This is a genomic window from Microbacterium luticocti DSM 19459 (assembly GCF_000422405.1).
Classification (GTDB): domain Bacteria; phylum Actinomycetota; class Actinomycetes; order Actinomycetales; family Microbacteriaceae; genus Microbacterium; species Microbacterium luticocti.
The window spans coordinates 36,699-63,363 of the sequence record NZ_AULS01000018.1 but is presented as its reverse complement, the minus strand read 5'-3'; the positions used below and the strand labels follow the sequence as shown (position 1 = coordinate 63,363).

The 26,665-nt window shown below is 67.8% G+C and carries 30 protein-coding genes and 2 tRNA genes; 16 read left to right on the top strand and 16 right to left on the bottom strand.

Features of this window, described 5'->3' with window-relative positions; genetic code table 11:
* Positions 1-37: 37 nt before the first annotated feature.
* Both H577_RS17870 and H577_RS0111835 read right to left on the bottom strand, forming a co-directional pair.
* Positions 38-193, bottom strand: coding sequence for a hypothetical protein (locus tag H577_RS17870; RefSeq protein ID WP_036284933.1), 156 nt, complete (start codon positions 191-193; stop codon positions 38-40).
* The gene (locus H577_RS0111835; protein WP_281166862.1) at positions 194-1,009 is read right to left on the bottom strand and encodes a class E sortase; all 816 of its coding nucleotides are present in this window, start codon (positions 1,007-1,009) and stop codon (positions 194-196) included.
* A gap of 98 nt (positions 1,010-1,107) precedes the next feature.
* Here H577_RS0111835 and H577_RS0111830 point away from each other — a divergent pair, with 98 nt between their 5' ends.
* Entirely contained in the window at positions 1,108-1,344 is a 237-nt protein-coding gene (locus tag H577_RS0111830) for a cell division protein CrgA (protein WP_029146125.1), read from the top strand.
* A 209-nt stretch (positions 1,345-1,553) separates the two neighbouring features.
* Here the strand turns inward: H577_RS0111830 and H577_RS0111825 are convergent, their stop codons facing one another.
* On the bottom strand, positions 1,554-2,447 hold the full coding sequence (locus H577_RS0111825; protein ID WP_029146124.1) for a rhomboid family intramembrane serine protease: 894 nt from the start codon (positions 2,445-2,447) through the stop codon (positions 1,554-1,556).
* Positions 2,448-2,466: 19 nt separating this feature from the next.
* A complete protein-coding gene (locus H577_RS0111820) occupies positions 2,467-3,024 on the bottom strand; it encodes a peptidylprolyl isomerase (protein WP_029146123.1) in 558 nt (185 codons plus the stop codon).
* A 110-nt stretch (positions 3,025-3,134) separates the two neighbouring features.
* Between H577_RS0111820 and H577_RS0111815 the strand changes: the two genes are divergently transcribed.
* Positions 3,135-3,725 carry a hypothetical protein gene (locus tag H577_RS0111815; RefSeq protein WP_029146122.1) on the top strand — a complete coding sequence of 197 codons (591 nt, stop codon included), beginning with the start codon at positions 3,135-3,137 and terminating at the stop codon, positions 3,723-3,725.
* An 84-nt stretch (positions 3,726-3,809) separates the two neighbouring features.
* Here H577_RS0111815 and H577_RS0111810 read toward each other — a convergent pair whose 3' ends face one another.
* Positions 3,810-4,238 carry an NUDIX hydrolase gene (locus tag H577_RS0111810; RefSeq protein WP_029146121.1) on the bottom strand — a complete coding sequence of 143 codons (429 nt, stop codon included), beginning with the start codon at positions 4,236-4,238 and terminating at the stop codon, positions 3,810-3,812.
* An 80-nt stretch (positions 4,239-4,318) separates the two neighbouring features.
* On the opposite strand from H577_RS0111810, the gene H577_RS0111805 reads away from it, so the two are divergent.
* The 5 genes from H577_RS0111805 to H577_RS0111780 all read left to right on the top strand — a co-directional run bounded on the left by H577_RS0111805 (position 4,319) and on the right by H577_RS0111780 (position 7,072).
* Positions 4,319-4,948 carry a hypothetical protein gene (locus tag H577_RS0111805; RefSeq protein ID WP_029146120.1) on the top strand — a complete coding sequence of 210 codons (630 nt, stop codon included), beginning with the start codon at positions 4,319-4,321 and terminating at the stop codon, positions 4,946-4,948.
* Complete coding sequence (locus tag H577_RS0111800; RefSeq protein WP_029146119.1) at positions 4,945-5,145, top strand: DUF6186 family protein; 201 nt, start codon at positions 4,945-4,947, stop codon at positions 5,143-5,145. Before H577_RS0111805 ends, H577_RS0111800 begins: the two co-directional genes overlap by 4 nt.
* Before the next feature lie 85 nt (positions 5,146-5,230).
* A complete protein-coding gene (locus H577_RS0111795) occupies positions 5,231-5,842 on the top strand; it encodes a MarC family protein (protein WP_084516189.1) in 612 nt (203 codons plus the stop codon).
* A gap of 159 nt (positions 5,843-6,001) precedes the next feature.
* Positions 6,002-6,445 carry a hypothetical protein gene (locus H577_RS0111790; protein WP_029146117.1) on the top strand — a complete coding sequence of 148 codons (444 nt, stop codon included), beginning with the start codon at positions 6,002-6,004 and terminating at the stop codon, positions 6,443-6,445.
* A gap of 288 nt (positions 6,446-6,733) precedes the next feature.
* Entirely contained in the window at positions 6,734-7,072 is a 339-nt protein-coding gene (locus H577_RS0111780) for a DUF2185 domain-containing protein (protein ID WP_029146115.1), read from the top strand.
* A gap of 96 nt (positions 7,073-7,168) precedes the next feature.
* Here H577_RS0111780 and H577_RS0111775 read toward each other — a convergent pair whose 3' ends face one another.
* The 4 genes from H577_RS0111775 to H577_RS0111765 all read right to left on the bottom strand — a co-directional run bounded on the left by H577_RS0111775 (position 7,169) and on the right by H577_RS0111765 (position 8,494).
* Positions 7,169-7,612: a hypothetical protein gene (locus H577_RS0111775; protein ID WP_029146114.1), complete on the bottom strand. Its 444-nt coding sequence runs from the start codon at positions 7,610-7,612 to the stop codon at positions 7,169-7,171.
* On the bottom strand, positions 7,613-8,011 hold the full coding sequence (locus H577_RS18280; RefSeq protein ID WP_425411319.1) for a DNA/RNA non-specific endonuclease: 399 nt from the start codon (positions 8,009-8,011) through the stop codon (positions 7,613-7,615).
* 69 nt (positions 8,012-8,080) lie between these two features.
* Positions 8,081-8,153 (bottom strand) — tRNA-Ala (locus tag H577_RS0111770).
* Between the two features lie 264 nt (positions 8,154-8,417).
* Positions 8,418-8,494 (bottom strand) — tRNA-Ile (locus H577_RS0111765).
* A 110-nt stretch (positions 8,495-8,604) separates the two neighbouring features.
* Here H577_RS0111765 and H577_RS0111760 point away from each other — a divergent pair.
* Positions 8,605-9,327 carry a VIT1/CCC1 transporter family protein gene (locus tag H577_RS0111760; RefSeq protein WP_029146113.1) on the top strand — a complete coding sequence of 241 codons (723 nt, stop codon included), beginning with the start codon at positions 8,605-8,607 and terminating at the stop codon, positions 9,325-9,327.
* A gap of 217 nt (positions 9,328-9,544) precedes the next feature.
* On the opposite strand, the gene H577_RS0111755 is transcribed toward H577_RS0111760, so the two are convergent.
* The 7 genes from H577_RS0111755 to dnaA all read right to left on the bottom strand — a co-directional run bounded on the left by H577_RS0111755 (position 9,545) and on the right by dnaA (position 19,834).
* Positions 9,545-9,949, bottom strand: coding sequence for a DUF3566 domain-containing protein (locus H577_RS0111755; RefSeq protein WP_029146112.1), 405 nt, complete (start codon positions 9,947-9,949; stop codon positions 9,545-9,547).
* Positions 9,946-12,528, bottom strand: a complete 2,583-nt coding sequence (gyrA, locus tag H577_RS0111750; protein ID WP_029146111.1) for a DNA gyrase subunit A — start codon at positions 12,526-12,528, stop codon at positions 9,946-9,948. Before gyrA ends, H577_RS0111755 begins: the two co-directional genes overlap by 4 nt.
* A gap of 62 nt (positions 12,529-12,590) precedes the next feature.
* Positions 12,591-14,639, bottom strand: a complete 2,049-nt coding sequence (gene gyrB, locus H577_RS0111745; RefSeq protein WP_029146110.1) for a DNA topoisomerase (ATP-hydrolyzing) subunit B — start codon at positions 14,637-14,639, stop codon at positions 12,591-12,593.
* A 121-nt stretch (positions 14,640-14,760) separates the two neighbouring features.
* Positions 14,761-15,255, bottom strand: a complete 495-nt coding sequence (locus H577_RS0111740) for a DciA family protein (protein WP_029146109.1) — start codon at positions 15,253-15,255, stop codon at positions 14,761-14,763.
* Positions 15,245-16,552, bottom strand: coding sequence for a DNA replication/repair protein RecF (gene recF / locus H577_RS16350; RefSeq protein ID WP_084516186.1), 1,308 nt, complete (start codon positions 16,550-16,552; stop codon positions 15,245-15,247). Before recF ends, H577_RS0111740 begins: the two co-directional genes overlap by 11 nt.
* A gap of 159 nt (positions 16,553-16,711) precedes the next feature.
* The gene (gene dnaN, locus H577_RS0111730; protein ID WP_029146108.1) at positions 16,712-17,863 is read right to left on the bottom strand and encodes a DNA polymerase III subunit beta; all 1,152 of its coding nucleotides are present in this window, start codon (positions 17,861-17,863) and stop codon (positions 16,712-16,714) included.
* A 564-nt stretch (positions 17,864-18,427) separates the two neighbouring features.
* Complete coding sequence (gene dnaA, locus H577_RS0111725; RefSeq protein WP_029146107.1) at positions 18,428-19,834, bottom strand: chromosomal replication initiator protein DnaA; 1,407 nt, start codon at positions 19,832-19,834, stop codon at positions 18,428-18,430.
* 296 nt (positions 19,835-20,130) lie between these two features.
* On the opposite strand from dnaA, the gene rpmH reads away from it, so the two are divergent.
* From rpmH to H577_RS0111685, 8 genes are all read left to right on the top strand, one after another.
* Complete coding sequence (rpmH, locus tag H577_RS0111720; RefSeq protein ID WP_029146106.1) at positions 20,131-20,268, top strand: 50S ribosomal protein L34; 138 nt, start codon at positions 20,131-20,133, stop codon at positions 20,266-20,268.
* Positions 20,216-20,614, top strand: coding sequence for a ribonuclease P protein component (gene rnpA, locus H577_RS0111715; RefSeq protein WP_342664749.1), 399 nt, complete (start codon positions 20,216-20,218; stop codon positions 20,612-20,614). Before rpmH ends, rnpA begins: the two co-directional genes overlap by 53 nt.
* A gap of 11 nt (positions 20,615-20,625) precedes the next feature.
* Complete coding sequence (yidD, locus tag H577_RS0111710) at positions 20,626-20,967, top strand: membrane protein insertion efficiency factor YidD (RefSeq protein WP_245570392.1); 342 nt, start codon at positions 20,626-20,628, stop codon at positions 20,965-20,967.
* A 13-nt stretch (positions 20,968-20,980) separates the two neighbouring features.
* Positions 20,981-22,084 (top strand): membrane protein insertase YidC, encoded by a 1,104-nt coding sequence (gene yidC / locus H577_RS0111705; RefSeq protein ID WP_281166863.1) that lies wholly within the window; start codon positions 20,981-20,983, stop codon positions 22,082-22,084.
* A gap of 22 nt (positions 22,085-22,106) precedes the next feature.
* Positions 22,107-22,613: a Jag family protein gene (locus tag H577_RS0111700; protein ID WP_029146102.1), complete on the top strand. Its 507-nt coding sequence runs from the start codon at positions 22,107-22,109 to the stop codon at positions 22,611-22,613.
* Positions 22,614-22,628: 15 nt separating this feature from the next.
* Entirely contained in the window at positions 22,629-23,276 is a 648-nt protein-coding gene (gene rsmG / locus H577_RS0111695) for a 16S rRNA (guanine(527)-N(7))-methyltransferase RsmG (RefSeq protein ID WP_029146101.1), read from the top strand.
* 1,443 nt (positions 23,277-24,719) lie between these two features.
* Entirely contained in the window at positions 24,720-25,667 is a 948-nt protein-coding gene (locus H577_RS0111690) for a ParA family protein (RefSeq protein ID WP_051191992.1), read from the top strand.
* Positions 25,667-26,665 carry a ParB/RepB/Spo0J family partition protein gene (locus H577_RS0111685; protein WP_029146099.1) on the top strand — a complete coding sequence of 333 codons (999 nt, stop codon included), beginning with the start codon at positions 25,667-25,669 and terminating at the stop codon, positions 26,663-26,665. Before H577_RS0111690 ends, H577_RS0111685 begins: the two co-directional genes overlap by 1 nt.

Here is a 26,665-nt window from a genome sequence, read left to right as displayed (position 1 = left end):
TACGCGGCGCGCGCGGCACGGCGGCGGTGCAACGTGCTCACTGGACGGTGACGTCGCGCGGGTCGAGCAACGTGCTCAACCACGGAAAGACGTAGAAGAACAGGCCGTACAGGATCGCCGCGACGACCACGAGCAGGATCACCACCCGCACCCACCACGGGCCGGGCAACACCCGCCAGAGGGCTGCGTACATCTAGGTCCCCCCTTTCAGCGACGCCGGCGGCCCGTCGGCACGGGGCGTGAACGAGTCGAACACCGAGTAGGCGACGATGCGCTCGGTCGCGAAGTACATCGGACTGCAGCTGGTCATCGTCAGGTAGCGTCCGTCGGCCTTCACGCCGGGCTTCTGCGGCACCGGCAACAGCACGTCGATCGCGGTGGGCTTGACGTACTCGAGGTTGCGGAACCGGTAGGTGTACCAGCCGGCCGCGGTCTCGATGACGATCGCATCGTTCAGGTGCAGATGCGTGATCTGGTTGAACGGCTTGCCGAAGGTGGTGCGGTGCGCGGCGAGCGCGACGTTGCCGATCGCCCCGGGCATCGGAGCACCGGGGTAGTGGCCGATGCCGATGGGGTCGAGGGTGCGCGGGCGGCTGACGCCGCCGGCCATCGGCACCTGATAGTCCTTGCCGAAGCGCGGCACGTACATCACGCCGAAGATCTGTGCGTCGGCCGGTTCGGGTGAGACCACCGGCGTGACCGGTGCGCCGGGCGTCGCCGCCGGGGTGGGTGTGGGGGTCGATGCCGGGGGGGTGGATGCCGCGGGTGTGGATGCCGCGTACTCGCGCGCCCACTGTTCCGAGATGCTCTTGCCGGCGGCGTTCTTCTCGGCCGCGCCGATCCAGTCGCCGATCCACAACTGCCAGGCCACGAACAGCAGGCTGAGCACGCCGAGCGTGATGAGGATCTCGCCGAGCACCCCGGTGACGCTCGCCCGTCGCCGCCCGGGCGCGCGCGTGCGACCGCGGCGTGGCCGCCGCGATCCCCCAGCGTCCGGCAGATCGGTCACACGGCGAGTCTAGCCAGCGGCGGCTGTGGCGCGGCTGGCAGTCCGGCGCCGGACCGGCCGTGTTCGGCACGCACGGCGCCGACCCGTAGAATGCCGGTATGGCACGATCTGGCAAGGACGAGGAGGCCCTCGTCGAGCGCGGCGACAGCCAGGCGCCCAACCCGGTGTGGTTCAAGCCGATCATGATCGGCCTCATGCTCATCGGGCTCGCCTGGGTGCTCGTCTTCTATCTGAGCGGGTCGCTGTTCCCCATCCCGGGGATCGGCGCGTGGAACCTGGCGATCGGCTTCGGCATCGCCTTCGCGGGGTTCCTGATGACCACGCGGTGGCGCTGACCCCCACGAACAGAATCACACCGGTGTAATTCATCCCCACCTGGGGATGAACCTGTGGATAACTCTCGTCCGTGCAGCGTGGTCGACGCGGCGCGGCATCGCCGACCGGCCGCGGCATGGTCGACGGGGCCGCGGCGTATGCGGGCGCGCGCGGGCGCGAGCATCCGTGCCGCCCCGGATGATGTCGACACCGGCCGCGCCGGCGCGCCTCAGACCAGGGCGGGGATGGCCAGCAGGCCCAGCAGCACGACGGTGAGCGCGACGAGCAGGCCGATCTGCAGTCCGCGCTGGCGCACCGCGCGGGTACGGGCGTAGATGAACCCGACGGCGCATCCGGCGATCAGCCCTCCCAGGTGCGCCTGCCACGAGATCTGAACGGCCGCCATCGACCCCGACAGCAGACCCACCACGAACGGGAACGCGAAGTTGATCGCGATGATGATCGCGATGCTCGCCACGTTCGCACCGATGTGCCGACCGATCACCAGCAGCGCGCCGAACAGCCCGAAGATCGCGCCGGAGGCACCGACGACGAAGGTACCGGGGGCGAGCAGGGCGACCGCCACCGAACCGCCGATGCCGGCGATCAGGTACAGCACGACGAACCGCACGTGGCCGACCAGCGGCTCGAGGATGCGCCCGATCATCCACAGGGCCAGCATGTTGAGCCCGACGTGCAGCAGTCCCGAGTGCACCAGCAGCACGGTGAGCAGTCGCCACGGCTCGAAGTGCCCGAACTGCGGCACCAGGAACACGCTGTTCAATGCGAACCACTGGGCGACCGGCGACCCGGGGATCAGCTGGGTCAGGTACGCGACCAGGGTGATGCCGATGATCCAATAGGTCGCCATCGGCCGCCGGTCCAGCGGCGCTGCGACGACCGTCGGCCGCCGTCCCCATCGCCGCTCGGCCTTGCGCTGCGCGGTGGTCGCGTTCTTCTGCTGCTCACGCAGACACTCCGGGCAGATCACGCCCACCGGCGCCTGGATCTGGCACTCCGGGCAGATGGTGCGCAGGCAGCGCTGGCACAGCACGAAGCTCTGCCGGTCGGGATGCCGGTAGCAGAAGTTGTCGCGATTGTTCGCGAAATCAGCGGACGTCATGCGGCGAGCGCGCTCGGCCTCACGCCGCGGCGATGTCGATCGACGAGATCACGACCGGCTCGACCGGGCGGTCCTGGGCCCCGGTCTCGACCGCGGCGATCTCGTCGACGACCGCGCGGGACGCGGCATCCGCCACCTCACCGAAGATGGTGTGCTTGCCCTGCAGCCACGGCGTCGGGTCGGTGGTGATGAAGAACTGCGAGCCGTTGGTGCCCTCGGCGGCGCCGGTGATCGCGTTGCGGCGCAGGCCGGCGTTGGCCATGGCGAGCAGGTACGGCGTCGAGAAGGTCAGTTCGGGGTGGATCTCGTCGTTGAACGTGTATCCCGGTCCGCCGGTGCCCACGCCCAGCGGGTCGCCGCCCTGGATCATGAAACCGGGGATGATGCGGTGGAAGACGACATCCGTGTACAGGGGGCCCTCACCCGGGCGGCCGGTGCGCGGGTCGGTCCACTCGCCGGTGCCGTCGGCCAGGCCGATGAAGTTCTGCACCGTGCGCGGCGCGTGGTCGCCGAAGAGGTTGACGACGATGTCGCCGTGATTGGTGTGGAAGGTGGCGACGGCGGTTGCTTCAGGCATGGGGTCATTCTTTCAGAGTTGCCTGCCGATGTTCTGCACATCCTCGTGCGCGCCCGGGTGGGTCTGGCAAGATGAGAAGGCACACGACCCAACGACAGGGAGGGCACCCCGTGAGCCTCAGCCGCAAGCGCAAGAAGGAACTCCGCAAGCTCCAGGAGCAGGCGAACAAGCTGTGGGCGTCGCAGCAGGTGCTGGTCGGTGAGGCCGCGTCGGTCGCCCGCGAAGCCGGCCGCCAGCTCGGCAACTACAACCGCGAGCACCTCGCACCGACCGTGCAGGCGAACTACGAGCGCTACGCCGCCCCGTACGTCGACAAGGGCGTGAAGACCGCGCAGCACGTGTTCAACGACAAGCTGGTCCCGGCGGCCGGTGCGGTCGTGGGGTCGGCGTTGTCGGTGTGGGATGCCGCGAACACGACCCGCGAGAAGATCGCGAGCGGTCGCGGCCTGTCGCTGCCCGACCTCGACGACCTGGCCAAGAACGCGAAGAAGAAGGGCAAGAAGGCCTCGAAGCAGTTCGCGGCCCAGCTCGCCGCCGCGCAGCGCAAGACCGAGAAGAAGGGGATCGGCGCCGGTGGCGTGATCGCCATCCTGCTGGGGGCTGCCGCCGCGATCGGCGTGGCGTACGCGGCGTGGCAGACGCTGCGCGCCGACGACGAGCTCTGGGTCGCCGACGACCCGCTGCGCGCGCCCGAGGCGTGAGCCTGAGACCCGGGTGTGTCCCGGGTCACCGCTCGGCGTCACGGGTGTCGGTGTGGGATGCCGTCGTGCCCGGGCGCATCCGTCTCAATACGCGACATCGGCCATCTTCAGGGCGATGTCGATCAGCTTCACGCGGTGCAGCCGGCGCACCCCCGAGAGCGCGAACCAGTCGGCGCGGTCGGTGGAGCCGCCGACCTCGTTGCGCAGGCGCCCGCCGACGATGCGGGCGCGGTAGACGATGCGCAGCGTGTGCAACGGTGCCACGGCATCGGGGGTGACCCGGCGCCCCGCGGGGATCACGCGGGAGTGGATGCCGAGCAGGTCGCCGACCTGCACCCGGTAGCCGGTCTCTTCGCGCACCTCGCGCCGCACGGCGTCGGCGGGGTCTTCACCGGCATCCAGGCCGCCGCCGGGCATGGTCCACGCGGGCCGGCGGCCTTCGATCCAGCGCGAGAGCAGGATGCGGTCGTCTTCGTCGATGATGACCGCATATGCGGCGACGCGCAGGTCCATGAGCACCACACTATGACCGTGACCGCGGCGCCCGCCGCCGGCGCGGTGACTAGAGTTCCGTCGAGGGAGAGATCTCAGGCATGGAACCACGCGAGAAGCATCGTCGCACGCACCGCCGACCGGCGCCCGCACAGGCGACGCCTGTGCGCACCGCGCGGTGGCCGGTCGGCTGCTGGATCTTCATCCTCGCGGCGATCGGCATCGTGCAGATCGTGCGGCTGCAGTGGTTCGACGCGGCGGTGTACGCCGCGGCCGCGGTGGGGGTGTGGCTGCTGGCGCGCGGGGTGCTGCCGGCTCCGCCACGGTGGCGGGTGGCCTTGCCGTGGCTGGCCGGTGCGGCCGCGGTGGCCGGGGCGGTGCTGTGCTTTCTGCCGCGGCACAGTCCGCTGATGCAGGTGCTGGTGATCGTGATCGGGATGCCGGCGGTCGCGCTCGCCTGGTCGGGTGCGGCTCTCGCGCACCCGAGGCATCCGACCTCGTTCGGGCCGGGCATCCGTCGCCTGGCCCTGGCGTGGGCGGTGATCCTGGTGGCGGGCTGCATCTGGGAACTGGTGCAGTTCATCCTCGGGCTGGTGCATCCCGATGCCACATCGTTCGCGCTGAGCGACCTGCTGAACCCGGCGGTGGCCACGGTGCCGGGCCAGATCGCGTTCATCGCGGTGTGGCTGGCCGGCGGTGTCTGGCTGCTGCGGCGGGGAGGCGCGCGATGATCGTGATCAGCGCGGGGGCGTTCCTGGCGTGTGCGGCGGCATTGGCGGTCGCCGGCTGGGTCATCGGTCGGCGGTACGCCGAGGCATCCGTCACCGCGATGTTCGACCGGATGCTGTCGGACCCGGCGATCCGCGTGGCGGTGATCGTGTGCTGGTGGTGGCTGGGGTGGCACTTCCTCGCAGGGCAGACGCTGTGACCGACGAGGCGGGGCCGGATGCCACCCCGCAGTGCGCGTGCCGCACCCTTGCCGCGGGGCGTCGCGGGTTGGAACAATGAGAGCGATGCTGCCCGTCTTTCTCGCGGCGCTGGCCGCGCTGATCCCGATCACCAACCCGGTGGCGGCGCTCGCGGCGTTCGCGGGCATGACGACCGGGATGCCGGCCGCCAGTGTGCACCGCCAGGCGTGGCGCACGGGCATCTACGTGGGCGGCATCCTCATCGTCTTCGCGGTGGTCGGCACGCTGCTGCTGTCGTTTCTGGGCATCGGACTGCCCGCGCTGCAGGTCGCCGGTGGGCTGGTCGTGATGCACTCCGGGTTCGGGATGCTGTCGGCCAAGGCGCCGCTGTCGGCGGTGGAGCGCCACGGCGTCGCGGCCAGGACCGACGTGAGCTTTTCGCCCATGGCTCTGCCGCTGATCGCGGGCCCGGGAGCGATCGGCGTGGTCATCGCCCTCTCGGCCCGGCATCCTGCCCTGCTCGAGCGGCTCGGCGTGATCCTCGCGTGTGTGGTGATCGCGGTGGCGACCTCCCTCGTGCTGCGCTACGGCACCTCGTTGGTCGACAAGATGGGTGCCACCGTGATCGGCGCACTGACCCGGGTCATGGGCTTTCTGATCCTCGCGATCGGCGTCGAGATCGGCATGCACGGCCTGCTGGCGTTCCTGCATCCGTGACCGACTCGACGATATCGAACGGGCCCACAGAAGCCATCAACGGCCGCCTCGCACGTGAATCCTACGGCGCCCTCGACCCTCGTCCCCGAGACGCGGGCGACGACCCGTCGTCAACGGAGTGCGCCGAACCAGGGTCTTCGACCAGTGAAGGGGAAGCATATGAGTGAACAGCAGATCGTCACCAACCTGGTCTCTTCGTGGGTGGGACTCGGGAAGGAGTTCTCCGCAGGGGCTCCCAACGTCAGCAAGATCTTCCTCTACGGCTCCCACGAGCGAGAAGGGCGGTCGGGCGTGCGATATGCCGATGTCCTCTTCGAGCAGAACGGGCGGATCGTCTACGCAAGCCAACTGCGTGGTGTCGATGCATCGCCTGCCCGGGTCGGCGAAGTGCAAGCGCTCCTGATCGAGGACCTCGGTGCCGCGACACAGCAGTTTGACGATATCTCGGCCCCCGCTCCGACTGAGTACCGTGTCGTCTTCGATACCGAGTCCGGAAGCGTCGACGTGGCCGTATCGCGAGAGTCGCGCTTTCTCGGCAACGAGGACTTCGTCCCCGAGGACGGGATTCAGCTGTGGTTGGGAGACTTGGCGCCTACCCCGTAGGGGCGCCTTATGCTGGTTGTGCCTTTCGAGCGGGAAGCACTGCGCTCAGAGCAAGCCAGAATGCTCCGCTGATCAGTAGTACTCCGACGACCGCCCAAGTTCCGAAGCTCAGTGGGGAGGTTCTCCGGATGAAGTACGGCGATGAGGACTTGGAACCCGTGTACAGCCTCTGGTTCGAGCAGCCGGTCATGCTGGACTTCGAGACGCCTTCCCAGCACGGGACGACCCCACAATCCATTGCACGCACTGTGCCGTACCGGCAGAGCATTCTCCAACGGATGGAGCAGTATGTCGAATCCCACCACTGAATTCGTCCCCCACGCAGGCGGCTCGATCGTCTCTCGGAACGTGTTGGACGGAGTGGCGCCGTTGCGGTGGGCGTTCCGCGAGGCACAGGTCAACCCGGTCGACAACGGGTGGAGGTTCTTGTCTGCGATCGACGACGACGCGTACATCAACGATCCGCGGAACATGGTCGTCGTCGACTTCAACACCGTCGTCGGCCTGGAGCCGGCGGTGTTGCCGCTGCTCGACCTCCAGGTCGGTGCCGACATCACTCTCGAGCGTTCTGCAGAGGGACGGATCACCCTGATCGACAACAACACGGCCGAACCCCTCGAACTCTGAGCAGCCGGACCTCTACAAGAACCACCGGCTCTGCACGCTCCTCGCCGCCGGCGGCCTCGACCCCACCACCCGCACCTGAAGTCAGAAGAGCCGGTTTCAGCGTCGGGGCGCCCGGTCACCGAGCCACAGCTCGACCCCGTCAGCTTGGATCAGATCATCGTTACCCAGGAACCTCGTCTCCCGCGAAAGCTGCACGTCGAGCTTCCCCGTTGGCAGCTCGTAATACACCCGGTACTCGGTCGGCGCCGGGATCCCCGCTGCGTCAAAGGCGCTCGTCGCTTCTGCCAGATCGTCGTTCATCAGGGTCAGCACCTGCCGTTGTATCGCGATGCTGCTGTCGGTGCCGGTGACATCGCCCGGCAATCGGATGATGCCCCCTTGGTCGTAGAGCGGAGCAGAGTAGATCTGTTCGCTCCGCCCCAGCCGTTCGTGAGAACCGTACAGGTAGAGTGCACGGACATCAGGCGCATCGGCGAGATACTCCTTGGCAAGTGACACCCACTTTGAGACGAAGTCGTAGATGATGGCTTCTTCTGACATTCAGACTCCTACTTCATGACGGCCTGTTCGGGGTGTCCATTCACGATGTAATCCACGATGAACTGCGTCGGCCTTCCCGTGCTGGCATCCGTGATAACGCGCACATCGACGCTGACAGTACCTGGTGGTACGTCGTTGAGGACCGAACGCCAACTCCGTTCTAGCCCCTCCATACTCGCGCAGGTTGACGTTGTCGAGCATGCTGACGAGGTTGTCGAGGTGGGGCGAGCCGCCGGCCCCGTCTGTCGCGAGATGACCAGCATGATCATCCGGCCCCTTCCCCGGCGTATTCGGGTCGTGGCGTAGCCGCCCCTCGTGCTCCTTCAGCTGCAACTCGTCCGCGTGGAACTGGTCGAACCGGTTGCCGGCTCTGTCGTTGTCGACGTCGAGCGGGCTGATCCTCGAGAACGGCAGTGCCGTGGTCGCGATCTCGCGGGCTCCACGTGATTCCAGGGTTCTGATGTCGGGTGGAGCCTACCGGGTTCGAACCGGTGACCCCCTGCTTGCAAAGCAGGTGCTCTACCAACTGAGCTAAGGCCCCGTAGTGGCGGGCCGAAGCCCTCGGACGATCTTACATGCCGACGCGGCACGCGGCATCCGAGATGCTGCCCAGACACAGCCTCGACGAGCGCAGACACGGCGAGCACATCGACCACGACACCGTCGATCAAGCCGGTCCACGTGGCGACCTGACCGTCCGGGCGGTTGCCGACGCGCCAGAACACCCACCAGGTGCCGGACACAGGCAGCGGTCGCCGGCGGCGACTGCGAGGTCGATGAGTCCCGGTGAATCCAGGATTCTGCGTGGTGGGGGTACCAGGACTTGAACCTGGGACCTCTTCATTATCAGTGAAGCGCTCTAACCGCCTGAGCTATACCCCCGCTGACGTTCACCGTCAACCTCCAAGAGATTACCCGAATCGGCCCGATTTTCCGAATCGGTGAGGCTGTCCTCGCTTGTGCCGCCACGGCCCCGTTGCTTCACTGAAACCATGGACTCACCGGGCGCTCTGCACACCGACGAGCCGCACGGCGACAACCTCGGCCAGCGCCTGAACCGGCTGCGCGCCGGCGTGCTCGGCGCGAACGACGGAATCGTCTCGGTCGCCGCCGTCGTGGTCGGCGTCGCGGCCGCCACCACCGATCTCGGCGCCATCATCACCGCCGGCTCCGCCGCCCTCGTCGGCGGTGCGGTGTCGATGGCGCTCGGCGAGTACGTGTCGGTCAGCAGCCAACGCGACACCGAACGCGCCCTCATCGCCAAAGAGCAGCGCGAGCTCGCCGAGATGCCCGACGAAGAGCTCGACGAGCTCACCGCGCTCTACCGCCAGCGCGGTCTCAGCCCGGCCACCGCACGCCGCGTCGCCGAAGAACTCACCGCCCACGACGCCCTTGCGGCCCACCTCGAAGTCGAACTGCACATCGACCAGGAGGACTTGGTCAGCCCGTGGCAGGCCGCGCTCTCGTCCGCGGTGTCGTTCACGATCGGTGCGCTGCTGCCGATGCTCGCGATCGTGCTGGTGCCGGCATCCGCCCGCATCGCCGTCACGGTGATCGCCGTGCTGGTCGCCCTCGCGGGCACCGGCACCCTGGCCGCGCGCCTCGGCGGCGCACCCAAGCTGCGAGCGGCGACCCGGCTCATCGTCGGCGGCGCGCTCGCCCTGGCAGCGACGTGGCTGATCGGGATGCTGCTCGGCACCGCGGGCGTCGTCTGACCCGGCCCACCGCCGCCCCGCACGCCGCCTTCCGCAGGCTGCGCCGTGCCGCGAGAGTGCTCTTCCCGGACCAGAGTGCGGGCAATCCCCGCATCCTCGTCCGTCAGAAGCACTCTCGCCACAGCGACCACGGCCGCGATCGCCCTGCACCGGGAGGGCGCCGACCTCGGCCGGGATGCGCACAGCCGCGACCGACCTACGCCGGCAGGCGCCGGTCTCAGTTCGAGGTGAAGCCGATCAGCAGGCCACCGGTGATCTTGACCGCCAGGTTGTACAGCCCGGCGATCACCGCGCCCAGCACGGTCATCACGATGAGGTTCAGGATCGCGATGATCGCCGCCATCGCCATCACCTGCGGCAGACCGACGACCGATGACAAGGCGATACCGCCGTCGCTGATGCTCTTGAACAGCTCATCCATCTTCGCGATCAGACCGGTCGCCGACACCACCATGTAGATCAAGAAGAACGACACGATCGTCACGACCGCCATCGCCACCGCCGCCAGGAACGACAGCTTCACAGCCGACCAGAAGTCGACATAGACCAGGCGCAGCCGCACCTGCTTCGCACTCGTCTTGTGACTGGACTTCTTGGCCAGCTTGTCGGCTACCGTGCTCATGCGTCAGTACTCTCTTCGGGGGTCTCGGGGGCCGGGTCGGATGCTGTCGCCGCCGCGTCGGCCGCGTCGCCGGGCGCGGCATCCTCCGCATCCGACTCGCCCAGCCCACGCTCGGAGTTCCGGGCGATCGCGATGATCCGATCGTCGTCGTCAGGTCGGGCGAACACGACTCCCATGGTGTCGCGGCCCTTGGCGGGCACCTCGGCCACGGCAGAGCGTACCACCTTGCCGCTGGCAAGAACCACCAAGACCTCGTCGTCCTCGGTCGCGATCAGACCGCCCGCCAGATGCCCGCGATCGTCGTTGAGCTTGGCCACCTTGATGCCCAGACCGCCGCGGCCCTGCACCCGGTATTCGCCCACCGCGGTGCGCTTGGCGTAGCCGCCCTCGGTCACCACGAACACGTACCCGGAGTCGGTGACCACCGACGCCGACAGCAGGCTGTCGTCGCCGCGGAACGACATGCCCTTCACGCCCTCGGTCGATCGACCCATCGGCCGCAGCGCCTCGTCGGTCGCGGCGAACCGCAGCGACATGCCGTTGCGGCTGATCAGCAGCAGCTCGTCGTCCTCGTCGACCAGCAGTGCGCTGACCAGCTCGTCGTCCTCACGCAGCCGGATCGCGATGATGCCGCCCTGCCGGTTGGTGTCGTACTCGCTCAGCGCGGTCTTCTTCACCCGACCGCTGCGCGTGGCCAGCACCAGGTACTGCGCGTCGTCGTAGGTGCGGATGTCGAGGATCTGGGTGATCTCCTCTTCGGGCTGCAGCGCGAGCAGGTTCGCCACGTGCTGGCCCTTCGCGTCGCGCCCGGCCTCGGGCACCTCGTACGCCTTCGCCCGATACACCCGACCCTTGTCGGTGAAGAACAGCAGCCAGTGGTGGGTGGTGGTGACGAAGAAGTGCTCGACGACGTCATCCGCCCGCAACTGCGCCCCCTTCACGCCCTTGCCGCCACGGTGCTGCGAGCGGTAGTTGTCGCTGCGGGTGCGCTTGATGTAGCCCTCGCGGGTGACGGTGACCACCATCTCTTCTTCGGGGATGAGGTCTTCGATCGACATGTCGCCGTCGTATCCGGGCAGGATCTGGGTGCGCCGGTCGTCGCCGAACTTCGCGACGATCTCGGTCAGCTCGTCGCGGATGATGCTGCGCTGGCGGGCCGGGTCGGCGAGGATCGCGTTGAAGTCGGCGATCTGCAGCTCGAGGTCGGCCGCCTCGTCGATGATCTTCTGCCGTTCCAGCGCGGCCAGGCGGCGCAGCTGCATCGCCAGGATCGCGTCGGCCTGATCGTTGTCGATGTCGAGCAGGCCCTTCAGCCCCTCGCGCGCCTCGTCGACCGTGGGTGAACGCCGGATCAACGCGATGACCTCGTCGAGCGCGTCGAGCGCCTTGAGGTAGCCGCGCAGGATGTGCATGCGCTCCTCGGCCTTGCGCAGCCGGTACCGGGTGCGCCGCACGATCACGTCGATCTGGTGGTTCACCCAGTGCTGGATGAACCCGTCCAGCGCCAGCGTGCGCGGCACCCCGTCGACGATCGCGAGCATGTTCGCGCCGAAGTTCTCCTGCAGCTGGGTGTGCTTGTACAGGTTGTTCAGCACGACCTTGGCGACGGCATCCTTGCGCAACACGATCACCAGGCGCTGCCCGGTGCGGTCGCTGGACTCGTCGCGGATGTCGGCGATCCCGGCGATCTTGCCGTCACGGGCGAGGTCGCGGATCTTGATCGCCACGTTGTCGGGGTTGACCTGGTAGGGCAGCTCGGTGACGACCAGGCAGGTGCGGCCGTGGATCTCTTCGACGTTCACCACGGCCCGCATGGTGATGGAGCCGCGCCCGGTGCGGTAGGCGTCGTGGATGCCGCGGGTCCCGAGGATCTGCGCCGCGGTCGGGAAGTCCGGGCCGGGGATGCGGCGCAGCAGCGCCTCGAGCAGTTCTTCGCGGGATGCCTCGGGGTGCTCCAGCGCCCACAGTGCACCGGAGGCCACCTCGCGCAGGTTGTGCGGGGGGATGTTCGTGGCCATGCCCACGGCGATGCCGACCGACCCGTTGACCAGCAGGTTCGGGAACCTCGAGGGCAGGACGGTCGGTTCCTGGGTCTGCCCGTCGTAGTTCGGCTCGAAGTCGACGGTCTCTTCTTCGATGTCGCGCACCATCTCGAGCGCGAGCGGGGCCATCTTGGTCTCGGTGTACCGGGGGGCGGCGGCGCCCATGTTGCCGGGCGAGCCGAAGTTTCCCTGGCCGAGCGCGAGCGGGTAGCGCATGGTCCAGGGCTGCACGAGCCGCACCAGGGTGTCGTAGATCGGGGCGTCGCCGTGCGGGTGGTACTGACCCATCACCTCGCCGACCACGCGGGCGCACTTCGAGAACGACTTGTCGGGGCGGTACCCGCCGTCGTACATGCCGTAGATGACGCGGCGGTGCACGGGCTTGAGCCCGTCGCGCACGTCGGGCAGCGCCCGGCCCACGATGACGGCCATCGCGTAGTCGAGGTAGCTGCGCTGCATCTCGACCTGCAGGTCGACCTGGTCGATCTTGCCGTGGTTGTGGGCGGGTGCGTCGGTGGGGCGTTCGTCGTCAGCCATGTGTGTTCTCTCTGTGTCACGCTTCGTCTCGCCGTCCGTGCCCGCTCAGCGGGCCGGACGGGTCAGATGTCGAGGAAGCGCACGTCCTTGGCGTTGCGCTGGATGAAGCTGCGGCGGGACTCGACGTCCTCGCCCATGAGCACCGAGAAGATCTCGTCGGCCGCCGCGGCGTCGTCGATGGTCACCTGCCGCAGGGTGCGGGTCTCGGGGTCCATCGTGGTCTCCCACAGTTCCTTCGGGTTCATCTCGCCCAGACCCTTGTAGCGCTGGATGCCGTTGTCTTTCGGGATGCGCTTGCCCTCCGCGAGTCCGTGGGCCAGCAGCGCGTCGCGCTCGTTGTCGGAGTAGACGTACTCGTGGGGCGCGTTCGTCCATTTCAGCCGGTACAGCGGCGGCATGGCCAGGTACACGAACCCGGCCTCGATGAGCCCACGCATGTAGCGGAACAGCAGGGTCAGCAGCAGGGTCGTGATGTGCTGGCCGTCGACGTCGGCGTCGGCCATCAGCACGATCTTGTGGTACCGGGCCTTGTCGATGTCGAAGTCCTCGCCGATTCCGGTGCCGAACGCCTGGATCATCGCCTGGATCTCGTTGTTTCCCAGCGCCCGGTCCAGGCGCGCCCGCTCGACGTTGAGGATCTTGCCGCGCAGCGCGAGGATCGCCTGGGTGTGCGGGTCACGGCCCTGCACGGCCGAGCCGCCGGCCGAGTCCCCCTCGACGAGGAAGATCTCGCTGATCGACGGGTCCTTGCTGGTGCAGTCCTTGAGCTTGTCGGGCATGGACGCCGATTCGAACACGCTCTTGCGTCTCGCGGTCTCGCGTGCCTTGCGTGCGGCCAGTCGTGCGGTGGCCGCCTCGATCGACTTGCGGATGATGTTCTTGGCGGCGGTCGGGTTGCGGTCGAACCAGTCGCCCAGCCGGTCGCCGACGACCTTCTGCACGAAGGCCTTCGCCTCGGTGTTGCCGAGCTTGGTCTTGGTCTGGCCCTCGAACTGCGGTTCTGAGAGCTTGACCGAGATGACGGCGGTGAGACCTTCGCGCACGTCGTCGCCCGACAGGTTGTCGTCCTTGTCCTTGAGTAGGTTGTTGGCGCGCGCGTACCGGTTCACCAGCGTGGTCAGCGCCGCCCGGAAGCCCTCTTCGTGCGTGCCGCCCTCATGCGTGTTGATGGTGTTCGCGAAGGTGAACACGTTCTCGGTGTACCCGGTCGTCCACTGCATGGCGACCTCGAGCGAGATCTTGCGCTCGGTGTCTTCGGACTCGAAGTCGATGATCTCGTCGTGCACGTGCTCGGCCTTGCGCACCCGGTTCAGGTACTCGACGTAGTCGACCAGCCCGCGCTCGTACAAGAAGGTGTCGTGCCGCTGGGTGACGACCTCTTCGCCGTCGACGTCGTCGACCTCGATCGCCTTCTCGCGCTCATCGCGCAGCGAGATGCTGAGCCCCTTGTTCAGGAACGCCATCTGCTGGAACCGCACCCGCAGCGTGTCGTAGTCGAAGTCGACGGTGTCGAAGATCGAGTCATCGGGCCAGAACGTGATGGTCGTGCCGGTCTGGTCGGTGGGCTCGCCCTTCTGCAGCGGGCCCTGCGGAGCACCCCCGTCGGCGAAGGTCTGCCGCCAGACGTGGCCCTTGCGCTTGACCTCGACCTCGAACCGGGTCGACAGCGCGTTGACCACCGACGAACCCACGCCGTGCAGGCCGCCCGAGACCGCGTAGCCGCCGCCACCGAACTTGCCGCCCGCGTGCAGGACGGTCAGCACGACCTCGACGGTGGACTTGGTCGGGTCGGACGAGTGCGGGTCGACGGGGATGCCACGACCGTTGTCGACGCACCGGATGCCGCCGTCGGCCAGGATCGTCACCTCGATGGTGTCGCAATAGCCGGCCAGGGCCTCGTCGACCGAGTTGTCGACGATCTCCTGCACGAGGTGGTGCAGTCCGCGCTCACCGGTCGAGCCGATGTACATGCCGGGGCGCTTGCGGACGGCTTCGAGCCCCTCGAGCACCTGGATGGCGTCGGCACCGTAGTCGTTGTTCACGGGGGCGGGGGTGGGAGCGGGCTGCTCGTTCGCCGGTGCGGACTCGTTCTCCGGTGTCTGTGACGTCATAGGTGATCCGCACTCCGATTCGTTCTGGCCGACCGATCCATCTTACCAATGCGGGCACCGAAAAGCGGCATGTACGCCCGTCTGAGCGCAGAAAACGGTGACGGCCAGGCCCGGACCTGCCTTATCCGTAGGTATCGCGCGGACCGCGCCCTGGAACGGCTCTGGGACCCCATTTCCACGAGGGGACGTCCGGTCCGATGAATCGGATGCTGTCGACGCCCGCGTCCGGGTAGCGCCGCAGGATCTCGGTGAGGATGTGTGCACGCATCAGCTGCAGCTGTTTGGCCCAGGCGGTGGAATCGCACTGCACCGTCAGCATCCCGTCGGCCAGTCCCACCGGTCGGGTGTGTGCGGCGGTCTCGACGCCGGCGACCTCGTCCCACTGCCGCACCAGGTCGGCGCGGGCCAGCGACGAGTCCCAGCCGGCCTGGTGTGTGAACGCCTGCAGCACCTCGCCGACCCCGTGCGGATCACGGCCCGCGGTGAACGGCTGGTTCTCGTCGTCCACGCCCCGTCGCCGGCGCCGCCGGCGGGCGCGCGGCGACGGGTCGAGGCCGCGCAGTCGCAGATAGGTGGCGATGGTTTCGGGCAGCGGCTCGGGCTCATCATCGGTCATCGGCCACCCCCACGGGTGGGACGGCATCGGTCGCCGAGCCGCCGGCATCCATCGCCGGCACGCCGGTGTCGCGCACCGCAGGCTCAGATCCGCCCGCCTCGGATCCAGCCGACCCGGCCGCCACCGGTTCCCCGGCCGCGGGCTCGACGGGCTCGATGCCGACGATGGTACCGGCCTCGACCCGCACCACGTGGGCGCGCAGCGCCTCGGGCACGTCGGCTTCGACGGCGCTGGTGACAATGACCTGTTCGTAGTCCGCGGCGAGGGCGGCCAGTCGCGCGCGGCGGTCGGCATCGAGCTCGGCGAACACGTCGTCGAGGATGAGGATGGGGTCTCCGAGCATCGATTCGGAGCGCAGCAGTTCGGCCGACGCGAGCCGCAGACCCAATGCGACCGACCACGACTCACCGTGCGAGGCGTATCCGCGCACCGGCAGACCGCGCACGCGCAGCACCAGGTCGTCGCGGTGGGGCCCCACGAGGGTGATGCCGCGCTCCAGCTCGGCCGGGCGCTTGGCCGCCAGCGCGGCGCGGAACAGGTCGACGGTGCTGCCCTCGAGCTCGGTGCGTTCGTCGTCGGCCCCCTCTTCGGGGTCGGCGCCCTGCACCGAGAGGGCCCACTCCAGTCGGGGATCGTGGTCGGCGCCGGCGATCGCCGCATAGGCCCGCGACAGCGGGCCGGCCAGGTCGGCGGCCAGGGCGAGGCGGGCGTCGATCAGCGCGGCGCCCAGTGTGACGAGCTTGTCGTCCCAGACGTCGAGGGTGCCGAGTTGATCGCCCCGGATGCCGCGGGCCCGGGCGGACTTCAGCAGCGCATTGCGCTGTCGCAGCACCCGGTCGTAGTCGGCGATCACCCCGGCCATGCGCGGCGATCGCTGCACGAGCAGCTGGTCGGCGAAACGGCGGCGTGCGGACGGATCTCCGCGCACGATCTGCAGGTCTTCGGGCGCGAACAGCACGACCTGCGCGTAGCGCGGCAACTCGGCGGGCTTGACCGGAGCGCCGCCCACCCGCGCCTTGTTCGACCCCTGCTTGTTGATCTGCACCTCGAGCACGACCCGGCGCCGACCGTGGGCCAAGCGGGCGCGCACCACCGCGGCATCCGCCCCGTGCCGCACCATGGGCGCGTCGGTCGACACCCGGTGCGAGCCGAGTGTGGCGAAGTAGGCGAGGGCCTCGGCGAGGTTCGTCTTGCCCTGCCCGTTGCGGCCGATGAACACGTTGGCGCCCGCGCCCAGCACGACGTCGGCGGCCGCATAGTTGCGGAAATCCACCAGGCTGAGGTGCTCGACGATCACCGTATCAAGCCTACCGAGCGCCACCCCCATCCGCCCCCGGCTGCGCCACCCGCCGCCCCACCACGACGCGATGCCGTGCGGCAGCGACGACGCGCACGGGCACGACCGCGCAGCGACGATCCCGGTGACCGGAGGCGGGAGCCGCCGCGCGAGGCAGGCTCAGCGCAGCAACAGGTTGGGCTGCAGCAGGTAGCGGAAGGTGTCTTCGCCGCCCTTGTCGACCGAGGTCTGCGGGGTGATCAGCACCGGGCTGAGCTTGTTCGCGTTCTCGCTCGACGTGAACGTGATGCGGGTGAACTCGCTGCGCACCGCACCGAGGGCCTCGAGCAGGTACTGCGGGTTCAGGCCGAGCGTCACGTCGTCGCCGCCGGTGAGCGTGGCGTCGACGGACTCGGTGGCGCGCGCCTGCTCGGTGCCCGAGGCATCCATCGACACGCCGTCGGCCGTGAACGTGAACCGCAGCGGCGCCGACCGGTCGAGCACGAGCGCGACGCGGCGCACCGCCTCGGCGAGGTCGGCCGTGTTCACGACGGCGTAGTGCTCGGTCTGGTCGGGGAACAGGCGCCGCACCGGCGGGAAGTTGCCCTTGATCAGCAGCGAGGTGACGGTCTTGTTGCCCGAGGTGAACGCGATGATCTCGCGGTCGCCCGCACCCGAGAACGAGACCGAGATGTCGCCGCCGTGCGAGAACGTCTTGCCCACCTCGGTGAGGGTGCGCGCCGGCACCAGTGCCGAGGTACCTTCGGCGGATGCCGCCGACCCGCCGTCCCACGGAATGTCGCGCAGTGCGACACGGTAGCGGTCGGTGGCCACCAGACTCAGCTGGGTGCCGCTGACCTCGAGCTGCACACCGGTGAGCACCGGGGTGACATCATCGCGCGATGCCGCGAACGCCACCTGTGCGATCGCGGTGGCGAAGTCTTCGGCCGGCACGAGTCCGGACTCGCCCGTCACCTCGGGGATGGCGGGGTATTCCTGCACCGGCATGGACGCGAGCATGAAGCGTGCCGAGCCACAGGTGAGCGCGATGCCGTCGTCTTCGAGCTCCATCTGGATGGGCGCGTTCGGCAGCCGACTGGCGATGTCCGAGAGAAGCCGACCGTGAACGAGGATCGTGCCGGGCTCGTCGATGCTCGCCTCGATGGTGGTGCGGGCGGATGCCTCGTAGTCGAACGCCGACAGCGACAGGCCGTTCTCGCCCGCCTCGATGAGGACGCCGGCGAGGATCGGCTGCGGATTGCGCTGCGGCAGGAGCTTCACAACGAACGACACAGCCTCGCTGAAGACGTCGCGACCTACGTGGAACTTCACTTGCGCTCCCTTGATGTGGGCGTGGGCTTTCTCATGCTAGTGCCCTCGGTCCCCTCCTGCCGAGGCATCCGGGCACACCGGCCGTGGCCGGCCGGACCCCGGACCACTGTGCAGCCGGACCCGGAGCGCTGTGCAGAAGGTGATCGGATCGGTCTTTCACGGTTAAGTCTCTGTGATGGTGTTAACCGCTGTGGACACTGTGGATAAGTCGGTGGATGGGCGTCGGCAGTAGGGAACTACATCCGTGTGAGATGTGGATGTGCTGCGGAATCCTGCGGGACAACCCGCGGTGGCCGCGACCGACCGTCCCCGAGTTATCCACACCGTCCGGCGCATCGCCCACATCGGATGACACCTCGGAACGTGTTCTCCACAAGTTATCCACACTGTGCAGAACGCATATTCTGCGGATGCGGCATCCCGCTGTCAAGACCGGATTCGGCGTGGATCGGATGCCGACGTGACGGCGTGCGGAGCGTTCGCAGCCAGGCGGCCGACCTACGCATCGCTCACGGCCGAGAGGCCGACCTGTGCGTCGTCGACGGTGGGAACGCGGCGGCGGGTTCAGCGGCCGTTGCGGCCGAGCTGCGCGGTGATGTCGGTGACGTGGTTGAAGATCGAGCGGCGTTCCTTCATCAGGTCGCTGATCTTCTTGTACGCGTACATGACCGTGGTGTGGTCGCGCCCGCCGAACAGCTGGCCGATCTTGGGCAGTGACAGGCTGGTGCGCTCACGGCACAGGTACATGGCGATCTGCCGGGCCTGCGCCACCGCCTGCGACCGGCTCGACCCGTACAGGTCGTCGACCGAGAGCTTGAAGTAGGCGGCGGTGGCGGTGATGATGTCGGTCGGCGAAATGATGTTGGCGTCGTCCTGGTCGACGATGTCGCGCAGCACGGTCTGCGCGAGGGTCATGTCGAGCGTCGACCGGTTCAGGCTCGCGAACGCCGACACCCGGATGAGGGCGCCTTCGAGCTCGCGGATGTTGGTCGAGACCTTGGTGGCGATGTACTCGAGCACCTCGTCGGGGATCTGCAGCCGCTCGCTCTGCGCCTTCTTTCGCAGGATCGCGATGCGTGTCTCGAGGTCGGGCGCCTGCACGTCGGTGATCAGCCCCCACTCGAACCGACTGCGCATGCGGTCCTCGAAGCCGGTGAGGTGCTTGGGCGGCACGTCACTGGTGATGACGACCTGCTTGTCGTGGTCGTGCAGCTGGTTGAAGGTGTGGAAGAACGCCTCCTGCGTCTCGGCGCGCCCCTGCAGGAACTGGATGTCGTCGATCAGCAGGATGTCGACGTCGCGGTAGCGGGCCTGGAACGCCGAGCCGCGATTGTTGGCGATCGAGTTGATGAAGTCGTTCGTGAACTCTTCGCTCGAGACGTAGCGCACCCGGATGCCGGCGTACATGCTCTGTGCGTAGTCGCCGATCGCGTGCAGCAGGTGGGTCTTTCCCAGGCCCGAGTCGCCGTAGATGAACAGCGGGTTGTAGGCCTTGGCGGGAGCCTCGGCGACGGCGACAGCCGCGGCATGTGCGAACCGGTTGGACTGGCCGATCACGAAGCTGTCGAAGGTGTACTTCGGGTTCAGTCGCGTTTCGTTGCGTGGTGCCTGCGGTGCCGGTTCGAGACGCTCGGGATGCTGCGGCTCGACCGTCGGCGACGGTGCGGTCTGCACCGGGATCGCAGCCGTCAGGTGTGCGTCGGTGATGTCGGGGTTCACGACGACCCGGAACGACGAGACCTCGTCGCCGGCGTGCTCGAGCGCCTCCATGATCGGAGCGCGCATGCGCTTGTTGATCTGCGCCGCGGTGAGGTCGTTGGGCACGTCGATGTAGAGGATGCCGCCCATCACGCCCTGCGGCACGGCCAGGTGCAGAAAGCCCCACATCTGCGGGGTGATCCGGTCGTCGGCCTCGAGCAGGTGCAGCACGGTTCCCCAGATGGGGACGTCGGGATCTTCCTGTGCTGACATGGCCTCCCCCGGCGGTTGATGCGGCACAGGCGACAGCGGGTGCCCCAGCCTGTGGATAACGTGCCCGAGCAACGCTAGTCAGCGCGTGCTCAGAGAGCAAACTCCACTGTAGGGCCGGGCCGCGTGTCCCTTTCAGGGGATGTCGCCCACCTGTGGATAATGTGCGACCCGCGGCATCCGGTTTGAGTTATCCCCGGCTGCGACGTAGCCTTAGTCGGTTGACTTGTGCCCCCAGGGGCGCGGTCCCGCATCGTCGTCTCCGGGCATCAGACCCGGTGAACCTCCGGAGTGTACCCATGAGCAAGCGCACCTTCCAGCCCAACAACCGCCGTCGTGCCAAGAAGCACGGCTTCCGTGCCCGTATGCGCACCCGCGCGGGCCGTGGCATCCTGTCGGCCCGCCGCGCCAAGGGCCGCAGCGAGCTGTCGGCCTGACCCGATTCCGGTGCTCGCGAGGCCGAATCGGCTGACCCGCGGAGCGGATTACAAGGCCGTCGTCCGTCGGGGTGTGAAGTGTGCCGGTCCGCACACCGTGACGTACGTCGTCTCAACCGACGAGCAGCGGGGGCCGCGGTTCGGGTTCATCGTGAGCAAGCAGGTCGGCACCGCCGTCACGCGCAACACCGTGCGCCGTCGCCTCAAGGCAGTGTGCGCCGGCGCGCTGCCGCAGGTGCGCACCGGCGTGGACGTGGTGATCCGTGCACTGCCGGCCGCAGCGCACGCCGATTACGCGCAACTTCAGGCCGAGGTCGCCCGGTGCCTGGCGCGGAGGGCCGCGTGAGCGCGACCACGCTGCCGACGGCCTATGTCGGCAGCGGCGGGTTCCGTCACACCGGTCTGTGGCGCAGCATCCTTCTTCTGCCCCGTAACGTGCTGCTGGCTCTGCTGCACGGCTATCGCGCGACGATCTCGCACACCTACGGCGACGTCTGCAAGTACTACCCCTCGTGCTCGGCCTATGCGGTCGGGGCGGTGCAGCAGCACGGTGCCACGAAGGGCACGGTGCTGGCCGCGGCCCGCATCGCGCGGTGCCACCCGTGGGCGGCCGGCGGCATCGACGATGTGCGCGTGAACCCCCGCTTCTGTTACGAGCTGACTCCGCACGGATTCGTCGTGCCCCCCAGAAAGGACTGATCCGTTGCAGGATCTGCTGTTTCTCGCCGCGAGCACGCCCTCGCCGTCGCCGACCGCCTCAGGCGGCGGCTTCGATCCGATCGGGTTCGTGCTGTGGCCGCTGAAGTGGATGGTCGAGCTCATCCTCGTCGCCTTCCACGCCCTGTTCACATTCGTCGGTATGAACCCGGCTGGCGGTCTGACCTGGGTTTTGTCCATCATCGGCCTGGTCATCGTGGTGCGTGCGGCGCTCGTTCCGCTGTTCGTCAAGCAGATCAAGAGCCAGCGCAAGATGATGGAGATCGCGCCTGAGCTCAAGAAGATCCAGGGGAAGTACAAGGGCAAGCGCGACCAGCTCTCGCGTGAGGCGATGAGCCGCGAGACGATGGCGCTGTACAAGAAGAATGGCACCTCACCGGTGTCGGGCTGTCTGCCGATCCTGGTGCAGATGCCGGTGTTCTTCTCGCTGTACAGCGTGCTGTCGACGATCAAGACCAACGCCGAACTCGGTCACGGCGGCATCTTCTGGTTGACGCCCGAGCTGACGCTAGAGTTCTACAACGCGCGGCTGTTCGGCGTGGCGTCGCTGCACGAGTCGCTGCAGGGCGTGCTGCAGCTGAAGGAAGCCGGCTGGCAGACCACCACGACGATCATGGTGACGCTGGTCGTGCTGATGATCGCGTCGCAGTTCTTCACCCAGTTGCAGATCGTCTCGAAGAACCTCTCGCCCGAGGCCAAGCAAGGCCAGGCGTACAAGATGCAGCGGATGATGGTCTACATCCTGCCGTTCGCGTTCGTGTTCTCGGGTGTGTTCTTCCCGCTCGGTGTGGTCATCTACTGGTTCACCTCGAACATCTGGACCGCGGTGCAGCAGTTCATGGTCATCCGCAACATGCCGACGCCCGGCTCGCAGGCGGCCAAGGAGCGCGAAGAGCGTCTGGCGCGCAAGGGCAAGGCCCTGGACGCCAACGGCAAGATCGTGCCGATGGAGAAGTACGTCGCGGAGCAGCAGCGTCTGCTCGAGGAGGCCGAGAAGGCCAAAGCCCAGGCACCGAAGCGTCAGCAGCCGATGAGCAAGCAGCGGGCCAAGAAGAAGAGACCGGGTGCGGCCGATGGGCCGGCGCCCACGAAGTCCTGACCTGTCGAGAGTAAGGAACACCATGTCGACGACAGAGATCCCTGCCCCCTCCGACGATCAGGACGTGACGGTCGAGCAGCTCGAAGAAGAGGGTGACATCGCCGCCGACTTCGTCGAGGGACTGCTCGACATCGCCGACGTCGACGGTGACCTGACCCTCGATGTGCGCAACGGCCGTGCGTATGTGTCCGTCGAGGCGGAGGATGCCGCGGCATTGGGCGCTCTGGCCGACCCCGACACCGTGCAGGCCGTGCAGGAGCTCACCCGGTTGGCGGTGCAGAACCGCACCGGCCGGTTCTCGCGACTGATCCTCGACATCGGTGGATCACGCGACGCGCGGCAACGCGAGCTCGCCGTGCTGGTCGACCGCGCGATCGAAAAGCTCGAGGACGGTGCGTCACAGGCGTCGCTGCCGGCCATGTCGAGCTACGAGCGCAAGCTGGTCCACGACATCGTGGCCGACCGGGGCTTCGTCTCGGAGTCGTACGGTGACGGCGCCGACCGACACACGGTCATCCGCCGCGGCTGATGTTTCACGTGAAACATGACTGACGACACGGTTCCGCCGGTCGAGTCGGAGCCGGCTGCGGCGGCCGTCGTGTTCGGTGATCGCATCGAACCGGCCCGCCGGTTCGCCACCGCTCTCGCCGAACACGGCGAAGAACGTGGTCTTATCGGCCCACTCGAACGGCCGCGGCTGTGGTCGCGCCACATCCTGAACAGTGCAGTGATCGCGCCACTGTTCTCCGGGCGGGTGGGCGATGTCGGTTCGGGCGCCGGCCTGCCGGGCCTGGTGCTGGCGATCGCGCGACCGGACGTCGAGTGGGTGCTCATCGAGCCCATGGAACGGCGGGTGGCCTGGCTGCAGGAACAGAAGCAGCAGCTGGGGCTGGACAACGTCGAGGTCGTGCGTGCGCGGGCCGAGGAGTGGAAGCAGGGGCCGGTGCTGGATGCGGTGACCGCTCGTGCGGTGAGCGCACTGCGCACACTGATCCCGCTGACGGCACCGTTGGTGCGGGACGGTGGCGAGCTCGTGTTGCTGAAGGGTGCGGGGGCGCCGGCCGAGATCGAGGCGGCACAGAAGCAGATCCGACGGTTCGGACTGAGTGATGTGCGCGTCGAGCTGGTCGGTGAGGGGATCGTCCCCGAGCCATCTCGCGTCGTGCGGGCCACCGTCGGTCATCGTCGCTAGAACGGTGTGGCGCTGGCGTTTCGGTGCCGTGATGACGATTGACGACCGCGAGGTCACCGCACCCTGGGCGAATCACGGGAGGTGATCCCGGTCTGCACGCGCTGATGCGTCGTGGCGTTGTCGCATCTGCGTGGGGCTGGGCCAGTGGAGCTGGTGACGAACGGGACGACGTTTCACGTGAAACAAGCAGCATCCTGTTCGCCTCCCCCGCTCTGGCATCACTCGCGGGCTGGTTCGCCACCGGGTTGTTCGCCATCGGATTGGGGTGTGCGGGAAAGCGTCCGGTGATCCGCTGGCGCGAGCGGGTTGGAGCTCGCAGCTTGTGGACGTGGGGCTCGTTGTGTGAGGGGAGGCCGCACGCGAAAGCGTACGTCACGCCGGCACCCGGGTCCACGTGAACGTTTCACGTGAAACACTGCGATGACAGCCCGCGATGGTTGCCGAACCGCGGGCGGCAGAGGCGACCGGGCGGTGGGTGCGCGGTGCATGTTTCACGTGAAACGGAATGCGCCGGTATCGGCTCGGTCCGGTTGACCGGGTGGCCGCCGTCACCGAAGCGGTGGCCGTGTGGAGCGGACGTATCCATCGCATCGAGACGATGTTTCACTTGAAACGGCCCGGACCCAGCGGGAACACCTCTGTGTTGGACTCTGCGCCCCACTCGCGCAGGTCGTGTTGTCTCGATCACATCGTGTTGTGGCTATCACCACGCGGTCGCATCTGCTGCCGTGTTCTCACACATCGTTGGGCGTATCCGAATAGTTGATTCGACGTCAGTGCTGGTGGACGCGTCGGGTCACGCAGAGACGATGTTTCACGTGAAACGGGTCGGCCGGAGGGATCCTTCGCTTTCCGACTGCACGCTCCACTCGCCCACGTCGTGTTGTCTCGCCGACATCGTGTTGCGTGCGCCCCGGCCATGTTGTCTCACCTGCTGCCGTGTTCTGACACGTGGTTGGCCGTGATGGTCGGTTGGACGGCAGTCTGTGCGTCCGACGCGTTCGTTGCGATTAGACGATGTTTCACGTGAAACGGGTGGGGGCTCGCGGCGAACACCTCTGTCTGTTTCGGACCGCCCACTCGACACACTCGACTCGTCCGCGTCGCGCCCCACATCGTGTTGCATACGCCACCGCCGGGTTGTCCGAGCCGCTGCCGTGTTCTCTCGCGTGGTTGGGTAATGGCCGGATGGTCGACTCGGGGACGGTGTGTGGCGGCCGCACCGTCGCGCCGAGACGATGTTTCACGTGAAACGCGTCTGGCGCGGGAGGAATTGTTGATCGGCCTCCGGGTGCTTCCTTCCACGGCCGGCGTGCGGGTGTGTGACGCGGCGGTATCGGGGGCGCGATCGCGGCCCGCGTGAGCGTCCCGATGGGCCGGCGGTGGGGGAGGTGCCGTCTAGACTTGACGGGGTCGACCGCACGAAGAGGGAGTGTGTTTCACGTGAAACAATCCGAGAACTCGGACGTCACGGCACTCGACCCTCTCGACGACAGCCCCATCGCGCGCGAACTCGCCGATCTGACCGCGCGGCGCAAGAACCTGGACTCAGCGACGGTCTCACTTCCCGGGCGCACGCGCATCATCACCGTGTCGAACCAGAAGGGTGGCGTCGGTAAGACGACGACCGCCGTCAACCTCGCTGCCGCGCTCGCGAACGTCGGTGCTCGCGTGCTCGTCGTCGACCTCGATCCCCAAGGGAACGCGTCGACCGCACTCAGCATCCCCCATGGCACGGACACCCCCAGCGTCTACGACGTCCTGATCGACGAGTTCCCGATCTCAGACATCGTGCAGACCAGCCCCGAGTCCGACCTGCTCACCTGCGCACCCAGCACGATCCACCTCGCCGGCGCCGAGATCGAACTCGTATCTCAGGTCGCCCGCGAACACCGGCTGCGCACCGCACTCGAGGACTACCTCAGCACCGTGGAGCACAAGCCGGACTTCGTCATCATCGACTGCCCGCCGTCGCTGGGGCTGCTCACGATCAACGCCTTCACCGCCGCACACGAAGTGCTCATCCCGATCCAGTGCGAGTACTACGCGCTCGAGGGCCTGAGTCAGCTGCTCGGCAACGTGCGCATGATCCAGAAGCATCTCAATCCGGCTCTGCACGTCTCGACGATCCTGCTCACGATGTACGACGGGCGCACCCGCCTCGCACAGCAGGTCGCCGAAGAGGTGCGCTCGCACTTCGCCGAGCAGGTGCTCGACACCGTGATCCCCCGTTCGGTACGGGTGAGTGAGGCGCCCAGCTTCGGTCAGACGGTCATCGCCTACGACGGCCAGTCGGCCGGTGCCATCGCCTACCGCGAGGCCGCCGTCGAGATCATCCAGCGGTACAACGACACGCACGCCGAGTCGGCGGCGAATGAAGGAGGCGCCTGATGGCGGCCAAGCGGACAGGACTCGGGCGTGGCATCGGCGCGCTCATCCCCACGGCAGAGGCGACGCAGGAGCGCCCCGTCGACGTCTTCTTCCCGGGCGCGACGCCGCGCACGGCCGGTACGCGTACGGAGAAGCCGAAGACCCCTGCCACGGATGCCACGGCCGACGCCCCCGACGCCGAGCTCGTCGCCGTCCCGGGTGCCCGCCTGATCCAGGTCGATCCGCGCCGGATCGTCCCCAACCCCCGACAGCCGCGCACGGTCTTCGACGCGGACGATCTCGCCGAACTGGTGCACAGTGTGCGTGAGTTCGGTGTGCTGCAACCGGTCGTGGTGCGCGAGAACGGCGATGGCGACTACGAACTCATCATGGGCGAGCGCCGCACCCGTGCCGCTCGCGAGGCGGGACTGGAATCCATCCCCGCGATCCTGCGCGACACCGCCGACGAGCACCTGCTGCGCGACGCCCTGCTCGAGAACCTGCACCGCTCCGAACTGAACCCCCTCGAAGAGGCGTCCGCGTACCAGCAGCTGCTCGACGACTTCGGCATCACCCAGGAGGAGCTGGCCACCCGCATCGGACGGTCCCGCCCCCAGATCAGCAACACGATCCGGTTGCTCAAGCTGCCGGTTCCGGTGCAGCAGCGGGTCGCCGCCGGGGTGCTCAGCGCCGGCCACGCCCGCGCCATCCTCTCGCTCGACGACCCCGACGCCATGGCACGCCTGGCCGACAAGATCGTCAATGAGGACCTGTCGGTGCGCGCGGCCGAGGCCGCCGCGAAGGCGAAGGATGCCGCGGCGACCCGCAGCACGCCACCCAAACCGGGTGCGCGGCAGGCCTACCTCAACGAGGTCGCCGAGCGGCTCGGTGATCGGCTGAACACCAAGGTCAAGGTCAGCTTGGGTGCGAGAAAAGGCCAGATCAGCATTGACTTCGCAACGGTTCAGGATCTGAACCGGATTCTCGCCGAACTGGGGGAGTCGACCTTCGGCGCGTGA

Coding starts and splice junctions, on each gene's coding strand:
- gyrA (WP_029146111.1), bottom strand. CDS start 12,528: ATGGCTGACGACGAACGCCCCACCGACGCACCCGCCCACAACCACGGC.
- H577_RS0111795 (WP_084516189.1), top strand. CDS start 5,231: ATGCTGCCCGTCTTTCTCGCGGCGCTGGCCGCGCTGATCCCGATCACC.
- rsmG (WP_029146101.1), top strand. CDS start 22,629: ATGACTGACGACACGGTTCCGCCGGTCGAGTCGGAGCCGGCTGCGGCG.
- H577_RS0111775 (WP_029146114.1), bottom strand. CDS start 7,612: ATGTCAGAAGAAGCCATCATCTACGACTTCGTCTCAAAGTGGGTGTCA.
- H577_RS0111700 (WP_029146102.1), top strand. CDS start 22,107: ATGTCGACGACAGAGATCCCTGCCCCCTCCGACGATCAGGACGTGACG.
- H577_RS0111820 (WP_029146123.1), bottom strand. CDS start 3,024: ATGCCTGAAGCAACCGCCGTCGCCACCTTCCACACCAATCACGGCGAC.
- H577_RS0111810 (WP_029146121.1), bottom strand. CDS start 4,238: ATGGACCTGCGCGTCGCCGCATATGCGGTCATCATCGACGAAGACGAC.
- H577_RS17870 (WP_036284933.1), bottom strand. CDS start 193: ATGTACGCAGCCCTCTGGCGGGTGTTGCCCGGCCCGTGGTGGGTGCGG.
- H577_RS0111760 (WP_029146113.1), top strand. CDS start 8,605: ATGGACTCACCGGGCGCTCTGCACACCGACGAGCCGCACGGCGACAAC.
- dnaA (WP_029146107.1), bottom strand. CDS start 19,834: ATGTCAGCACAGGAAGATCCCGACGTCCCCATCTGGGGAACCGTGCTG.
- H577_RS0111805 (WP_029146120.1), top strand. CDS start 4,319: ATGGAACCACGCGAGAAGCATCGTCGCACGCACCGCCGACCGGCGCCC.
- H577_RS0111825 (WP_029146124.1), bottom strand. CDS start 2,447: ATGACGTCCGCTGATTTCGCGAACAATCGCGACAACTTCTGCTACCGG.
- gyrB (WP_029146110.1), bottom strand. CDS start 14,639: ATGACGTCACAGACACCGGAGAACGAGTCCGCACCGGCGAACGAGCAG.
- rpmH (WP_029146106.1), top strand. CDS start 20,131: ATGAGCAAGCGCACCTTCCAGCCCAACAACCGCCGTCGTGCCAAGAAG.
- H577_RS0111790 (WP_029146117.1), top strand. CDS start 6,002: ATGAGTGAACAGCAGATCGTCACCAACCTGGTCTCTTCGTGGGTGGGA.
- H577_RS0111830 (WP_029146125.1), top strand. CDS start 1,108: ATGGCACGATCTGGCAAGGACGAGGAGGCCCTCGTCGAGCGCGGCGAC.
- H577_RS0111740 (WP_029146109.1), bottom strand. CDS start 15,255: ATGACCGATGATGAGCCCGAGCCGCTGCCCGAAACCATCGCCACCTAT.
- H577_RS0111800 (WP_029146119.1), top strand. CDS start 4,945: ATGATCGTGATCAGCGCGGGGGCGTTCCTGGCGTGTGCGGCGGCATTG.
- H577_RS0111685 (WP_029146099.1), top strand. CDS start 25,667: ATGGCGGCCAAGCGGACAGGACTCGGGCGTGGCATCGGCGCGCTCATC.
- H577_RS0111755 (WP_029146112.1), bottom strand. CDS start 9,949: ATGAGCACGGTAGCCGACAAGCTGGCCAAGAAGTCCAGTCACAAGACG.
- H577_RS0111780 (WP_029146115.1), top strand. CDS start 6,734: ATGTCGAATCCCACCACTGAATTCGTCCCCCACGCAGGCGGCTCGATC.